Annotated in this window: 13 protein-coding genes; 6 read left to right on the top strand and 7 right to left on the bottom strand. The window is 72.2% G+C overall.

The window, feature by feature from the left end:
- Positions 1-4 precede the first annotated feature (4 nt).
- From LG278_RS19680 to LG278_RS19665, 4 genes are all read right to left on the bottom strand, one after another.
- A complete protein-coding gene (locus LG278_RS19680; protein WP_404389303.1) occupies positions 5-877 on the bottom strand; it encodes an LLM class F420-dependent oxidoreductase in 873 nt (290 codons plus the stop codon).
- Positions 878-1,014: 137 nt separating this feature from the next.
- A complete protein-coding gene (locus tag LG278_RS19675; RefSeq protein WP_404389302.1) occupies positions 1,015-2,460 on the bottom strand; it encodes a GH1 family beta-glucosidase in 1,446 nt (481 codons plus the stop codon).
- Positions 2,461-2,509: 49 nt separating this feature from the next.
- The gene (locus tag LG278_RS19670; RefSeq protein WP_404389301.1) at positions 2,510-3,043 is read right to left on the bottom strand and encodes a phosphoribosyltransferase; all 534 of its coding nucleotides are present in this window, start codon (positions 3,041-3,043) and stop codon (positions 2,510-2,512) included.
- Between the two features lie 63 nt (positions 3,044-3,106).
- On the bottom strand, positions 3,107-4,162 hold the full coding sequence (locus LG278_RS19665; RefSeq protein ID WP_404389300.1) for a hypothetical protein: 1,056 nt from the start codon (positions 4,160-4,162) through the stop codon (positions 3,107-3,109).
- Positions 4,163-4,210: 48 nt separating this feature from the next.
- Between LG278_RS19665 and LG278_RS19660 the strand changes: the two genes are divergently transcribed.
- Together LG278_RS19660 and LG278_RS19655 are read left to right on the top strand one after the other, a co-directional pair.
- A complete protein-coding gene (locus tag LG278_RS19660; RefSeq protein WP_404389299.1) occupies positions 4,211-5,419 on the top strand; it encodes an aminotransferase class I/II-fold pyridoxal phosphate-dependent enzyme in 1,209 nt (402 codons plus the stop codon).
- 71 nt (positions 5,420-5,490) lie between these two features.
- Entirely contained in the window at positions 5,491-5,904 is a 414-nt protein-coding gene (locus tag LG278_RS19655; RefSeq protein WP_404389298.1) for a VOC family protein, read from the top strand.
- On the opposite strand, the gene LG278_RS19650 is transcribed toward LG278_RS19655, so the two are convergent.
- A complete protein-coding gene (locus LG278_RS19650) occupies positions 5,872-6,849 on the bottom strand; it encodes an aminoglycoside phosphotransferase family protein (RefSeq protein WP_404389297.1) in 978 nt (325 codons plus the stop codon). The genes LG278_RS19655 and LG278_RS19650 overlap by 33 nt on opposite strands.
- 171 nt (positions 6,850-7,020) lie before the next feature.
- On the opposite strand from LG278_RS19650, the gene LG278_RS19645 reads away from it, so the two are divergent.
- On the top strand, positions 7,021-7,749 hold the full coding sequence (locus LG278_RS19645; protein WP_404389296.1) for a DUF5995 family protein: 729 nt from the start codon (positions 7,021-7,023) through the stop codon (positions 7,747-7,749).
- A 95-nt stretch (positions 7,750-7,844) separates the two neighbouring features.
- On the opposite strand, the gene LG278_RS19640 is transcribed toward LG278_RS19645, so the two are convergent.
- Positions 7,845-9,116, bottom strand: coding sequence for an MFS transporter (locus tag LG278_RS19640; RefSeq protein ID WP_404389295.1), 1,272 nt, complete (start codon positions 9,114-9,116; stop codon positions 7,845-7,847).
- A gap of 132 nt (positions 9,117-9,248) precedes the next feature.
- Between LG278_RS19640 and LG278_RS19635 the strand changes: the two genes are divergently transcribed.
- Positions 9,249-9,761 carry a MarR family winged helix-turn-helix transcriptional regulator gene (locus tag LG278_RS19635; RefSeq protein ID WP_404389294.1) on the top strand — a complete coding sequence of 171 codons (513 nt, stop codon included), beginning with the start codon at positions 9,249-9,251 and terminating at the stop codon, positions 9,759-9,761.
- 76 nt (positions 9,762-9,837) lie between these two features.
- On the opposite strand, the gene LG278_RS19630 is transcribed toward LG278_RS19635, so the two are convergent.
- Positions 9,838-11,544 (bottom strand): HNH endonuclease signature motif containing protein, encoded by a 1,707-nt coding sequence (locus tag LG278_RS19630; protein ID WP_404389293.1) that lies wholly within the window; start codon positions 11,542-11,544, stop codon positions 9,838-9,840.
- 193 nt (positions 11,545-11,737) lie between these two features.
- On the opposite strand from LG278_RS19630, the gene bluB reads away from it, so the two are divergent.
- Entirely contained in the window at positions 11,738-13,408 is a 1,671-nt protein-coding gene (bluB, locus tag LG278_RS19625; RefSeq protein ID WP_404389292.1) for a 5,6-dimethylbenzimidazole synthase, read from the top strand.
- Between the two features lie 127 nt (positions 13,409-13,535).
- Positions 13,536-15,068: a peptide MFS transporter gene (locus LG278_RS19620; RefSeq protein ID WP_404389291.1), complete on the top strand. Its 1,533-nt coding sequence runs from the start codon at positions 13,536-13,538 to the stop codon at positions 15,066-15,068.
- Positions 15,069-15,078 lie beyond the last annotated feature (10 nt).

Raw genomic sequence — 15,078 nt, 5'->3', positions numbered from 1 at the left:
CGCCTCAGAGCGCGGCGGCCGCGGGGATGATGCGCTCGCCCAAGAGCTCGAGCTCGTCGGTGCGGGAGCAGTCGGCGACGCCGGTGTGCAGGTGCGTGACGCCGAGAGCCGCGAGCTCGGCGAAGTGGGCGAGCACCTCGTCGGCCTTCTCACCCCGGGGGCCGAGGTCGACGAAGCTCATCACGGTCTTCTCGATCTCGTCGTAGTCGCGGCCGAGCGCGTCGCAGTGGCCGCGCAGCACGTCGAGCTTGTGGGCGAGGTCGGGGCTGTCGAAGAGGTTGCAGGCCTGGGCGTACTGCGCGACCATCCGCAACGTCTTCTTCTCACCGCCACCGCCGATGAGGATCGGCGGGTGCGGCCGCTGCACCGACTGCGGGGAGTTGAGGGTGGCGCCGAGCCGGTAGTGCTTGCCCTCGTAGGGCTCGTCGCTGTCGCTCCACATCTGCAGGCAGATCTGCAAGGTCTCCTCGAGGCGCTCGAACCGCTCGGCGGTGGGCGGGAACGGCAGGCCGAGGCCGACGCACTCCTCCTCGTTCCACGCGGCCCCGATGCCGAGCCAGGCGCGCCCCTTCGAGAGCACGTCGAGCGTCGTGACCTCCTTGGCGAGCAGCCCGGGCTCGCGATAGACGGCGGCCGTCACCCACGCGAGCAGCTCGACGCGCTCGGTCACCGCGGCGAGGAAGCCGAGCGTCGTGTAGGCCTCGAGCATCTCGTGCTCCTTGGGCCCCACCCCGCGGATCTGCCACACGTGGTCCATGACGGACAGCTTCGTGAAGCCGACCTCCTCGGCGAGCCGGGCGGTGCGGGTGAGGTCGTCGACGAAGGTGGCCGAGCCTCCCGACCAGGTGAAGTTGGCGAGGTGCAGTCCGAGGTCCATGCTCTGCACACTACGTCGGGCGCGCCGCCCGCGCCTTCAGACAACGCTCAGGTATGCCGTCCGGCTGGCGCTCGCCCCCCAGCGGGTCCGCGCCCCACCGACCAGGTATGCCGTCCGGCCGGGTCGCGTCGTGACGCTCAGCGGGTGCCCGGCCGGGAGCGGTGCGCGGCGAGGACCGCGGCGTAGAAGCGGCCGGAGTCCTTGACCGTGCGCTCCTGCGTGTCGTCGTCGACCCGCACGATGCCGAAGCGGCGGTCGTAGCCGTAGGCCCACTCGAAGTTGTCGAGCAGCGACCACACGAGGTAGCCCCGCACGTCGGCGCCGGCATCGAGCGCGTCGGCCACGGCCCCGAGGTGGCGTCGCAGGTAGTCGGTGCGCTCGGTGTCGCGCACCCGGCCGTCGGCATCGACCCGGTCGTGGAAGGCGGAGCCGTTCTCGGTGACGAGGAGCGGCAGGTCGGGGTAGCGCCGTGACAGCCCGACGAGCAGCTCGGTGAAGCCGGACGGGTCGATGTTCCAGCCCATCGCGGTGTGCGGCGGCGCCGTCGGCGGGAACTCGACGTGGTCGGCGCCGACCCAGGGGCTCGCGCCGTCGCCGTGCCCGTCGGCGGTCGCTCTCGGCGTGGCGCCGTCGTAGTGGCGCACGACGCAGCTCGAGTAGTAGTTGATGCCCAACGTCGTGAGCGGGGTCGTCAGCGTGTCGAGGTCGTCGTCGCGCACGAAGTCGAAGTTGGTCACCCCGGCCACGTCGCAGATGAGGTCGTCGGGATAGCGGCCCTCCATCATCGGCTGGAGGAAGGCGCGGTTGGCGAGGGCGTCGACCCGGCGCACCGCGTCGAGGTCTCGGGGGTCGGTGGGGTCTGCGGGCCGCGGCAGGTGGAAGTTGAGTGCCGCCCCGATGCCGGTGTCGGCACCCGACACCGCGCGGATCGCCTTGGCGCCCAAGGCATGGGCGAGGTTGAGGTGGTGCACGGCGGCCATGGCCGCGGTGGGCTCGGTGCGGCCCGGCGCGTGCACCCCGGCGGCATAGCCGAGGTAGGCGCTGCACCACGGCTCGTTGAGGGTGAGCCACAGGGGAATGCGGTCACCGAGGCGCTCGGTCACGAGGCCCGCGTAGTCGGCGAAGCGGAACGCGGTGTCACGCTCAGGCCAGCCGCCGGAGTCCTCGAGCGCCTGGGGCAGGTCCCAGTGGTAGAGCGTCGGCACTGGACGGATTCCCTTGTCCAGCAACGCATCCACCAGACCGGAGTAGAAGTCGAGGCCCTCCTCGTTGGCGGGTCCACGGCCCGTCGGCTGGATGCGCGGCCACGCGATGGAGAAGCGGTAGGACTGCAGCCCGAGGTCGGCCATCAAGGCCACGTCGTCGCGCCAGCGGTGGAAGTGGTCGACGGCGACGTCGCCGGTGTCGCCACCGGCGGTGCGCCCCGGGGTGTGGCTGAAGGTGTCCCAGATCGACGGTCCGCGGCCTCCCTCGTGGACGGCCCCCTCGATCTGGTAGGCCGCGGTGGCCGCACCCCAGCGGAAGTCCGTGGGGAAGCGCGCGGCGAGGGAGCCGACGTCGGAGCCGGCCGCGTCGGTGGTCATCGAGCCACCCCCTGCGGGCCGATCTCGACGACGGAGCCCTCAGCTCGCATCAGGCTGGGCCCTCCGGGTCGGGGGGCTGGGCCCCCGAGACGGGCGGCTCGGCCGACCACGGGAAGACGATCCACCGGTCGGTCTGGCGCCAGACGTAGTCGGGGGTCACCTCGGAGCCGGGCTTGGCATAGAGCACTGCGCTGCGAGCCTCGGCGCCGTGCTGCTGCAGCAGGTCGAGCACGAGCGCGAGCGTGCGGCCCGAGTCGGCCACGTCGTCGACGACGAGGATGTGGCGGCCCGCGATGCTGTCGGTGTCGAGGTGCGGGGCGAGCAGGATCGGGTCGGGCAGGGTCTCCTCGACGTCGGTGTAGAACTCGACGTTGATGGCGTCGGTCAGCTTGATGCCGAGGGCGTAGGAGAGCCCGCCCCCGGGCAGAAGCCCCCCGCGGGCCACCGCGACGAGGATCTCGGGTCGGAAGCTCGAGTCCGCCACGAGTGTCGCGAGCTCACGACAGGCCGTGCCGAAGGTCTCCCAGGTCAGCACCTCCTTGTCGGCGAGCGTGGAGGAGTCCGCGTGGTAGGCGATCGTCATGCGCCGAGGCTATCCGCGCCCTGTGAACGTGACGTTTCGGACGGCGGGTCGAATCCGATCGCGTCAGTGGCGAGACATCCCCGCGCGCACCTCGGCGAGCAGGGGGTCGGGGAAGAGCGACCGCGGATGGAGCGCGATGGCGCCGCCCTGACCGCGGAGCATCACCGTCTCGCCGCGCACGGTGACGCCGCTGAGGTCGCTGTAGGCCGTGTGGGTCGCGCCAGCAGACGAGGTCGTCGTGAAGCCGTCGTCGCCGAAGGCGAGGGTGATCCGGCCCGTCGGGACCTTGCGCAGCATCCGCCGGGTGCCGAGATAACCGCCGCCGACCACGAGGGCGATGAGCACCAGCGTCACGGCAGGCAGCACCCACCGCGTCGTCGCGCTCGCGGAGAACTGGACGGCCACCGACAGCACGACGAGCAGGCCCAGCAACAGCATCGTGCTCACGCTGGTGAGCGAGTCGAGGGTGAAGTCGCGGGCCATCCGGGCGATGGTCGCCTCGTCGACCTCGGCCGTCGTGACCCGCGCGGGGTCCGTGGGGGCTCGATGGGTGGCGGAGCGGTCGTCGGACCGGGCATCTGCCGGGGCTGGCACCGCAGGGCCCTGAGGGTCCAGGTCCTCTCCGGTCGTGCGAGCGATCCCGGCCCGCACCGCCGCCATGAGCGCTCTGTCGCTCACGGCGGCGGGCAGCACGACCTGCTCCTGCGCACCTCGTCGCGTGACCACGAGGTGGTCACGCATCATCGTGGCCGCGTCGATGGTGGTCCATCGCGCGTCGACGATCGGCGCCTGCTCGCCCTGCGTGACGACGAGACCGCGGGGGCCTGCCGTCACGGTGAGGCGCTCACCGACCGGGAAGGATCGCGCGAAGCGACGGCGAGCCTGCCGGATGCGCAGCGTGACGATCACGGCGACGGTGGCGACGGCGAGCAGCACGCCGACGGCGAGGGGCAGCCCGAGCAGCCACTCGAGCGCGAAGACGAGGGTGGCCGGCACGAGCAGGTCGACCCAGTGCCGCGCCGAGAGCCGTGCCAGCACGGAGGCGAGGGCGACCCGGCCGGGGTCCGAACCGGCCACCACGGTCGAACGGGTGACGTCGGCGTCGGAGGGTGTGCTCACGCGCAGATGGTAGGCGCCCCGGGCCCGGGGGTGCGCGAGACTGGGGTCGTGACCGAGACACCGCACGTCCTGACCGCCTCCCGCCGCTCGCGGGTGGCGCCCTTCGAGGTGATGGACGTGCTCGACCGCGTGGCGGTGCTGCGTGCCGCCGGACGCGATGTCGTGTCGCTCTGTGCCGGTGAGCCGTCCGGCGGTGCGCCGACTCTCGTCTCCGAGGCGGCCGCGCGCATCCACGCCTCCGGCCGGGCCCTCACCTACACCTCGGCGCTCGGCATCCACGAGCTGCGCGCCGAGATCGCCGCCCACTACGGCCGGTGGTATGCCGTCGACGTCGACCCTGCGCGCGTGGCCGTCACGACGGGGTCCTCGGGCGGCTTCGTCCTCGCCTTCCTCGCGGCGTTCGACCCCGGGGACCGGGTGGCGCTGGCGCGACCCGGCTACCCGGCATACCGCAACATCCTCACGGCCCTCGGCTGCGAGGTGGTCGAGATCGACTGCGGTGCGGGCACCCGCTTCCAGCCGACCCCGGAGCTGCTCGACGAGGCGTCCGCCGACGGTCCGCTCGCGGGGCTCATCGTGGCCTCGCCTGCCAATCCCACTGGCACGATGGTCGATCGGTCCGAGCTGGCGGCCATCGCGCAGTGGTGTCGGGCCCGTGGGGTGCGTCTCGTCAGCGACGAGATCTATCACGGGGTCACCTACCCCGAGCCGGGTCAGGTGGATCCGCGGGGGGTCTGCGCGTGGGAGGTCGACGACTCGGCGATCGTCATCTCGTCGTTCAGCAAGTACTGGGGGATGACCGGCTGGCGGCTGGGCTGGATGCTCCTGCCGGAGGACCTCGTGCGGCCCGTCGACGCGCTCGCCGGCAACGTCGCGCTCTGCCCGCCTGCGCCGGCGCAGTATGCCGCCGTGTCGGCCTTTGCCCAGGAGTCCTACCTCGAGTGCGACGAGGCTGTCGCGGAGTTCGCCCGCACGCGGAAGCTGTTGCTCGACAACGGATCTCGCTTGGGTTGGGGGGACTCTGCGCCACCCGACGGGGCCTTCTACTACTGGGCCGACCTCGGGCCGCAGCTCGAGCGGTGGGGCTCGTCCGGAGCCTACGCGCGGGCCCTGCTCGAGGACGCCGCGGTGGCGCTCACGCCCGGCGGCGACTTCGACGGACGGTCTGGTGCGCACTCGGTGCGGCTCAGCTTCGCCGCGGGGAGCGTCGCCGTGGCCGAGGCGATCGAGCGGATCGAGGCCTTCAACCGGGTCTGAGACGACCCGGCGCCCACCGAGGATGGCACGCTGGGATGAGCGGATCCGCTCGTTCACCCGGAAGAGGTCTCATGGCCGAGTATCCCCAGCTCCTGCACACGGTGCTCGACACGACGACGCCCCGCCGACTGGCCGAGTTCTACCGGCTGCTGCTCGGGCTGCAGTACCGTCCCGGCGACGAGCCGCCGGCAGGCGGAGAGGCCGACGAGGCGGACTGGCTGGTGCTCGTCGACGGCGCAGGGGCGCGCAAGCTGGCCTTCCAGCTCGTCGACGAGCTGACCCCGACCACGTGGCCCACCCACGAGGTCCCGATGCAGCTGCACGTCGACTTCACCGTCTCGAGCCGCGACGAGCTGGAGCGGCACCGTGTGCGGGCGGAGGCCCTGGGGGCCGAGCTTCTGCTCGACCGCTCCGACGACCCCGACGAACCGCTCTACGTGCTCGCCGACCTGTCAGGCCACCCCTTCTGCCTCTTCGTCGGCTGAGCGCAAGAGCGTCGGACGGCCGGCGACTCGATCGGGCTCGTCCGCTTCGAGCAGTGCCTGGAGGGTCCGGTGGGCAGTCCGTGACATCACCGGGTTGGTCTCGCGGTAGTACCAGAGACAGCCGATCGCCTGCGCCAGGGCCCATCCCCTCCCTCGGTCCCACTCGTCGTCGTCGCACGCGAGTGCCTGGCGGTAGGTCGCGCGGGGGCCGGGGGTGAAGAGGTTCCACGCTGGCTGCAGGTCGAGTGCCGGGTCGGCGACCGCGAGCTGGCCCACGTCGATGACGCCGCTCAGGTCACGACCGACGACGAGCAGGTTGCCCGGCATGAGGTCGCCATGGGTCCAGGTGTCGGGGTCGGAGCGTGGGGTCCGCCGCAGCCGGTCCCAGAGGTCAGCGAGGGCGACGGTGTCGATGAGCCCCTCGCTGCGGCGCAACCCGGTGGCCACGCTCTCGTCGTGCTGGGTGAGCCGGCCGCCACGGCGCGTGCCGTGGAAGGTGCGGCCACCTGTGGGTAGTGACCGGATGGCAAGCACGAAGGCGGCGAGCTGCTCGGCGAAGCGGGAGGTGTCCGCAGCGGAGGTGCCTTGGGCGATCGAGCCGGGGACCCAGCGGTAGACGGACCAGGGGAGCGGGTAGCCCGCTCCGGGCTCACCCAGGGCCACCGGCTCCGGGGTGGTCACCGGGCTCGTGGAGAGCAGGGTGTGGGCGGCCTGCATCTCGCGCAGCAGCTCACCGCGCTGGGCCTCGACCTCTCCGTCCTGAAGGGGGAGGCGAGCCACGAGGTCGGCGCCGACGCGGAAGATCGCGTTGACGGTGCCGTGCGAGGGCACCTCGCTCACCGGCAGCCCGGCCCACTCGGGGAACTGGTCGCGCACCAGACGGCTGACGGTCGCCGCCGTCACCTCGAGCTGGTTGTCGTGCATCGGCTTCCCTCGCGGCGGCATGCGCCGAGTCTTCGTCAGGACCCCGACCACCGTCCAACCGATATCGCGCGGTGCGACGGCCGGCCGGCGATCGGCCGGTGGGCGAGGAGCACTACCGCTGATTGCCGCGTGCGGAGCGGCGTTGCGGGCTACCGTCCGAGGATGGGGTGGTGGTCGAGCATCGTCAGCGCGGTGACCAGTCGGATCGGCGGGGACCGTCCGGAGCCACCCCCGCCGGGCCAGTTCCCCTCGGTCGACGTGCTCGTGACCCGGATGGGTCAGGTGCAGGCTTCCCTCCCCGACGGCGACGGCGTGCGCGCGTTCAACGGGATGTATCTCACCGTCACCGAGCTCGTGCGAGACCGGCTCGCGGCGGGTGGCTTCGCCGACAGCGCCTTCATGACCCGGCTCGACATCGTCTTCGCCGGCCTCTACCTCGAGGCGGTCGACGCGACGCGCCCGGTCAGCGCCTGGCGGCCCCTCTTCGAGCAGCGCCGCGCGCCGGGCGTGCTCTCGATCCAGTTCGCCCTCGCCGGGATGAACGCGCACATCAACCACGACCTGCCGATCGCGGTCGTGCGCACCTGCCGCCAGCTGGGTCTGACCCTCGACAGCCCGGGCGTCGAGACCGACTACCAGAGCATCACCGGGCTGCTCGCCGACGTGCAGGAGCAGGTGCGGCAGTCGTTCTTCGATGGCATCCACCTCGAGGTCGACCGGCAGTATGCCGCGCCGCTGGCCAACCTCGTCGGCTCCTGGAGCATCGGGCGCGCGCGCGACGCGGCCTGGACCAACGCGCGGGTGCTCTGGGAGATCCGCGGCGCCGAGCCGCTGCGCACCGACTACCTGTCGACGTTGTCGAGCACTGTCGGCATGGTCGGGTCACGACTGCTCACGCCCGTGGCCGACCTGGCCCCGTGAGAGCCACCGCCGCCTGGGGTCGACCACGGTTCGAGGTGATGCGGGGCGCCACGTGGGTGCCGGCATCACCTCGAACCGCGGAGGGGGCGGGACGGTCAGGCGGTAGCGGGGACGGGCTCCAACTGCCGGACCTGCTCATCGACCGGCTCGTCGACCTCGGCGGAGCGCGACCGCAGGGCGGCACGGAGGCGCCACGCGGCATACACGGCGGCAAGGCTGATGACGAGGTGGAGTCCGAGGAAGCCGCTCGACAGACCCAGGCCGAGCAGCGCGCCGGCGACGAGCGGTCCGAGCGCCGAGAAGGTGGTCTGGATCGCGGTGAACAGGCCCAGGGTGGTGCCGACGAGGCCCTTCGGCGCGAGGCTCGCGGTGAGCGGGTTGAGCACCGGGGCATACATCGTCTCGCCGACGGCGAAGATGCCGAAGGTCGTGACGAAGAGGGCCGAGGCGATCTCGGGCGTGAACGCGGCGGCCGAGAGCACGACCCAGGCGAGCGTCCAGATGCCGCCGACGGCCATCAGCAGGGTGCCGGCGCCGCGCTTGGCGGTGAGGCGCACGACGACGACCTGGAGCGCGACGATGACGACGCAGTTGACGGCAGCGGCGAGGCCGATGGCCGCCTCGTCGATGTCGAGCACCGTGAGGGCGTAGGCCGGCAGGCCCGACTCGAACTGCGCGTAGAAGCCGAGGGCGAGGGTCACGGCGACGACTGCCGTCCAGCGGAGGGCGGGCACGGCGAAGATGCGCCGCATCGCGTCCATCGTGCTGAGCTTCATCTCGGCCTCGCCGGCTGCGAGCTCAGGGGCGAGGTCGGTGGGAGCGCCGATGCCGGCGACGTGGATGAGCAGGGCCGAGACCGCGAAGCCGACACCTGCCGCCACGAAGGCGAAGACCATGCCGTCGGTCCGGTCGAGGTCGACGAACTGGCCGGCGACAAAGGCGCCGACCGCCATGCCGATGGCCTCGCCGGTGAACTTGTAGGCGAAGACCTTGCGGCGGTCGTCGCTCGGGGTCCAGCGCAGCACGAGCACCGACGCCGCCGGACCGGCCGCGGTCAGGCCGAGGCCGAAGACGAACATGCCGGTGAGGAAGGCGGGTGCCGTCGTGGCCCACACGAGGCCGCCGACGCCGACGGCCGCGAGCAGCTTGGCGAGCACGGCGACGGTGACCGGGTTGAAGCGGTCGGAGAGACGGCCGGCGAAGGGAGCCGCGACGAGCGCGCCGACGGAGAAGAGGGTGCTGGCGAGAGCCGCGATGAGGGCGCCCCAGTCACGGGTGTTGGCCGCGTACGCGTACTGGTACGGCAGGACCGTCCCCCAGCCGAGCATTCCGATGGAGGAGGCGAGGATGAGCAGCTTGGTGCGCACGAGGTTTCACACCCTTTCTGACGACGTGAGGAGGCCGAAGCATCGCAACAGTGCTTCGGCCTCAAATATTTCGAATACGAACTTCGACATCGAAACTCTAGCACTCGCCCCGCGGGTGCGACAATGCGGTTCATGGCAGCCAAGCGACGGCAGACGGCGCAGCAGGAGCACTCGGCCGACGTCGCGACCTACGTTGCAGCGGGCGGCGAGGAGTCGGTCCAGCGCGTCATCACCGCCGTGTACGGCCTGACGAAGAAGCTCGACCAGTGGTACGTGCGGCAGTTCGCCGACCTCGACCTCACCCAGGGCGAGTGGTCGGTGCTCGCCGCCCTCGCGCGGGCGGGCGAGACCTGCCTCACCCCGAGCCAGCTGGCCGACCTGTCCAACGTGGCGCCCTCGTCGATGACGCACCGGCTCGACAAGATGGCCGGCCGCGGGCTGCTGCAGCGACGTCCAGACCCGACCAACCGCACCCGCACCCTCGTCTCCCTGACGACGGACGGCTGGGCGCTCTTCAGTGCGGCGGTGCGCGAGTCCAACGTCGTCGAGAGCGACACGCTGCGAGGGCTCAGCAGCAGCGAGCGGCATGAGCTCGCTCGCCTGCTCGAGATCGTCATCGACGGTCTCGACGACGTCGACGCGTAGTCGGGGCGCAGGGGTCGCTCGGTCGGGCGACCGGGCGACCCACAGAGCGACCCACAGAGCGGGACCGGCGCCGCGGTCAGAAGGGCGGCGGGTCCGGGTCGGCTGCGGCCGGGGGTCGCGGGGCGTCGGGGGTGGGTGGGGCCGCTGTCGGGGGTGCTGGCTCGTGGGGGTGGTGGTGGTCGAGCCAGTCCTTGGGGTGGGTGGTGTAGGTGCGGCCGGCGGCGGTGTGCCAGGTGAGCAGGGCGTGCTCATGTCGGGTGGTGCTCCACCAGCCGGCGGTCTTGATGCGGTGGTGCTGGCGGTGCGCGGCGGTGAGGTTGTCGGGGTGGGTGGGTCCGTGGGGCCAGGGGGTGTCGTGGTCGAGGTCGCAGAGCCGGGCGGGGACCGTGCAGCCGGGGCCGCGGCAGGTGCCGTCGACGGCCCGGACGTGCTCGGTCATCGCGGGGGTGGGGTGGTAGGAGCGTGAGAGAGCGATGGCGCGGCCGGTGGTCGGGTCGGCGAGCAGGGTCTGCCAGGTGGAGCCCGGGGCGGTGATGACGGCGCGAGCGTGGGCCGCGCTGAGGTGTCCGTGGCCGGTCAGCTCGCAGGGCTGGTCGTCGCGGCCGAGGAGGGTGTCGACGGGGATGACGATGACGGCGTGCCCCGCCGGTGACGGGGACAGCGCGGCGAACCCGCCGGCGCCGGTGCCGTGGGTGTCTCCGGGGCCTGGGGTCCCCGGGGTGCCTTCGGTGACGGGGGAGACGGGGGTGTCGCCGGGGCCTGGGGTCCCCGGGGTTCCTGCGGTGTCGCTGGTGTCGTGGTGGGGCCAGCCGTGGATGGCGGCGCCGGTGAGGAAGTCGGCGCGGAGCTGGCTGAGGGTGCGGGGGTCGCCGGCGGCGCGGGCCGCACGGGCGGCGGTGTCGGCGCGGTCGATGGCGGCTGCGATCTTGTCGGCGTCGTTGATGACGGTGAGGCGACCCGTGCCGTCGTCGTAGATGTCGGCGTGGGCGCCGTTGCGCTGGCGGGCGGCACGGCGTCGGGCTGCGTGGGCGGCGGTGTCGGCGTCAGCCGCGAGCAGGGCCCGGCGCAGCCGCTGGCGGAAGAGGGTGCCGGTCAGGCCGGCGCCGTCGCGGGTCGGGGCCGGGGTGGTGCGGGCGAGGTGGTCGGCGCTCTGGTCGTCGAGGTGGCGGCTCTGACGGACGATCTCGCAAGCGCGGTAGAGGCTGGTGGCGCCGGAGCGGATCTGCTCGCGCAGGAACCCGGTGCGGTCCGGGGCGGCGGTGGCGAGCTCGAGCCGTAGGGACAGGTCGGCCTGGGGGAGCCCGGTCGCGGCGGCCACCTCGAGGACGACGGCCTCACGGGCCGACAGTGGCGTGCGCTCGACCCAGGACTGGCTGTGTCGGGCGGCGAGCTCGGCCAAGGCCGTGGCGTGCAGCCGGGCCAGGGCCTCGAGCTGGTGGTCATCGGCGATGCCCTTGATCCGCTGCCCGCCCTCGAACCAGCCCAGGTCGGCCGCCATCGCCGCCTCGAACGCCGCCGCGCTCTCGCGATCAGCGCTCTCGGCGTCAACACTCTCCGCGGCATCGCTCTCAGCATCGGCCCGACCCGGCTTCGGGGCCGAGCCACCCCTCCGGGCTCCCGCCGGAGCGACCCCCGGCTCCGGGTGCAGCGCCGGGGCGACGGGAGACATCAGGGCCGCGACGATCTGCTGCGCGGAGGGTGTCACTCGCCGCTCACGGCTCTGCCGCATCGTCACGACGAGCCCCTGCTCGAGCCGTGACCGCACGTCCACCGTGAATGGCATGACACCCTCCCCTCTCCCTCTATTAGAACATGTGTTCGACTCAGGATCAAGAGCCCATCAGAGCCAATGTCGCTCCAGCGCAGACCAATTCGCTGATCAGGCCTCTCACGAGCATGCCGTTGCAGCCGGCCTCCGACGGTAGCCGCAGAGGCGGGGAGCGGTGCGTCGTCGGGGACGAACTACGCTCGGCACCGTGAGCTTCCGCCGACCCGTGCCGACGATCGGTGACGCGACGTCAGCGGCAGACCGGGCGCAGGCTCCCGATGCCTGGGCCATGCGCGACGACCTGGCCGCGCTCGAGCGGGTCATCGGCGCGCGCCGCGACATCCGGCGCTTCCGCCCCGATCCGGTGCCCGACGACGTGCTCACGGCCGTGCTGGCCGCAGGACATCGCGCCCCCTCGGTCGGCCACTCGCAGCCCTGGCGCTTCGTCGTCGTCACCGAGGCGGCCACGCGCGACGCCGCCGCGCTGATGGCCGACCGCAGCCGCCTGCGCCAGGCCGCTCACATGGCGGAGGAGTCGGCTCGAGGCCTGCTCGACCTTCGCCTCGAGGGCATCCGCGAAGCGCCTCTCGGCGTCGTCGTCGCCTGCGACCGCCGCACGCCCGCAGCCGGGGTGCTCGGGCGCGCCACCTTCCCCGACGCCGACCTGTGGTCGTGCGCGGCAGCGATCGAGAACGTCTGGCTCACCGCCCGCGCCCACGGCCTCGGCCTGGGCTGGGTGACGCTCTTCGAGCCGTCCGAGCTCGCCGAGCTGCTCGGCCTGCCCGAGGGGGTCGAGACCCTGGGCTGGCTCTGCCTCGGCTGGCCCGACGAGCGGCCACCGGAGCCGGGTCTCGAGCGCGCCGGGTGGTCGAAGCGACTGCCGCTGGAGCAGGTCGTCATGCGCGAGCGCTGGAGCGAGCGAGACGCTCCGACCTCGCACCTGCGCGCGCCCGCCCCGAGCGAGGTCGTCGCGGCCCGCGACCGCGCCGACGACCTGCTCACCGTGCCCGGCTCGCTCGGCGTGCTCGACACGGTGCTCGACCGCATCACGGCGCTGCCGTCGACGCAGGGTGGGGGCACCCTCCTCATCGCGGCCGCCGACCACGCCGTCACGGCATACGGCATCAGTGCCTTCGACCCGACCGTCACGGCAGACGTGGCCCGAGCCACGCGTGAGGGCACCTCGATGGGCGCCGTCGCGGCTCGCTCGGCGGGCCTCGACGTCGAGCTCGTCGATGCCGGGATCGCCTGCCACAGAGGCGATCTCGTCACCACCGACGCGCTCGACAAGGCGACGTATGCCGCCCTGCTGGCTCTCGGACGTGAGCGCGGTGCCGCGCTGGCGGGCACTGGCCCGGTCGCCATCGGTGAGGTCGGTGTCGGCAACACCACCGTCGCGGCGGCCCTGGTCGCTGCCCTGCTCGACCTCCCGGCCGAGGAGGTCGTCGGGCGTGGGTCGTCGGCCGATGCGGCGATGGCCGAGCGCAAGCGCGACGTCGTGACCCGAGCCCTCCGGCGGGTCGGACCCGTGTCGGGGCACGAGGTGATGCGGCGACTCGGCGGGGGCGAGCTCGCCGTGCTCTGCGGAGTCGTGCTGGGCGTCGCCGAGGCAGGGGGAGTGGTCGTCCTCGACGGGCTCGCGACCTCGGTGAGTGCGCTCGCCGCGACCCGGCTCGAGCCCGCCGTCGCCGCCCACCTCGTGGCCGGCCAGCGCTCACGCGAGCGGGCACACGCCCTCGTGCTGCGCGAGCTCGGCCTCGAGGCGGTGCTCGACCTGCGCATCCGGGCGGGGGAGGGCGTGGGGGCAGCCCTCGCGACCGGTGTCATCCGCGACGGGCTGGCCCTGCGCGCCGGGGTGGCCCGCACGACCTCGGGTTGAGCCACCCGCGGTGTCGTTCTAGGTTGAATCGTCGGCGACGGCGAGACCTGACGGGATCCAGCACGAGGTCCGGGACGAGATCCACGACGACAGCATGTCGACTCCCCGCGGGGGGATGGGAGAGACCATGTCAACGACGGCTCAAGGCGGCGCGCCACGCAGCGACACCGGGCCCGACCCTGATGACCGGGGCTTCCTCGGGCATCCGAAAGGGCTCTCGACGCTCTTCTTCGTCGAGATGTGGGAGCGCTTCTCCTACTACGGGATGCGCGCCATCCTGCTCTACTTCCTCATCGATACCGCCGCCAACGGCGGGCTCGGCATCGACGAGACGACGGGCACGGCGGTCGTCGCGATCTACGGAGCCTCGGTCTACCTTCTCTCCATCATCGGGGGGTATGCCGCCGACCGGCTGATCGGTGCGCGCCGCTCCACGCTCTACGGCGGGATCGTCATCATGGCGGGCCACCTCTCGCTCGCGGTGCCCGCGACGGCCACGGCCTGGCTCGGCATCCTCCTCGTCGCGCTGGGCACCGGCCTGCTCAAGCCCAACATCTCGACGATGGTCGGGCAGCTCTACACCGACAAGGACCCGCGTCGCGACGGCGGCTTCTCGATCTTCTACATGTCGATCAACATCGGGGCCTTCTTCTCACCGCTCGTCGTGGGCTTCCTGCGCGACCGCTGGGGCTACCACGCCGGCTTCTCGGCAGCAGCGGTCGGCATGGGCATCGCCCTGATCTGCTTCGTCCTCGGCCGCAGGAGGCTGCACGGCGCCGGGTCCGACGTGCCCAACCCGCTGCCACCGGCCGAGCGCGGCAAGGTCATGGTGCTCGGCATCGGCGCGCTCGTCGCCTTCGTCGCCGTCGTGCTCGTCGCCGGCCTGTGGCGAGACGCGATCCTCGACCAGGTCATCGACGCGATCTCGATCGTCGCCCTGCTGACGCCGATCGCCTACTTCACGATGATGTTCCGCAGCCCCAAGGTCGACTCCGAGGAGAAGACCCACCTCGCGGCCTACATCCCGCTGTGGATCGGAGCGATGCTCTTCTGGATGATCTTCGAGCAGGCAGCGGGCAAGATGGCGCTCTTCGCCTCCGACCGCACCGTGACGGAGGTGGCCGGTGTCAGCATCAACCCCGAGTGGTTCCAGTCGGTCAACCCGCTCGCGATCATCCTGCTGGCTCCGGTCTTCGGGTGGATCTGGACGAAGCGTGCTGGTCGATTCCCCTCCACCCCGGTGAAGTTCGCGCTAGGTGTGCTCATCATCGGCCTGTCGGCCCTCGCCATGTCGTGGGCCTTCGCCACCTTCGAGGACAACTCCGCCCCGGTCCTCATCCTCATCGGCGTCTTCGTCATGCAGACCGTCGCCGAGCTCTGCCTGTCGCCCGTGGGCCTGTCGGCGACGACGCGCCTCGCGCCTCGGGCCTTCGCGAGCCAGGCCATGGCGCTGTGGTTCCTCGGCAGCGCAGCCGGCCAGGCGCTCGCAGCGCAGCTCATCCAGGCGATGGGTGACCTCTCCGACTCGACCTACTACCTCGTCAACGGGATCATGACGCTCTTCTTCGCCGCGATCCTCTTCGCCCTCGTGCCGTGGATCCGGCGCCGGATGGCCTCCGTCGAGATCCAGGCCCCCGAGGCGGTGTCGACCGCGCACTAGGGTCGGCTCC

Origin of the sequence: Humibacillus xanthopallidus (assembly GCF_044793955.1) — a bacterium.
Classification (GTDB): Bacteria; Actinomycetota; Actinomycetes; order Actinomycetales; family Dermatophilaceae; genus Humibacillus; species Humibacillus xanthopallidus_C.
This window is presented reverse-complemented; position numbering and strand designations above follow the sequence as displayed.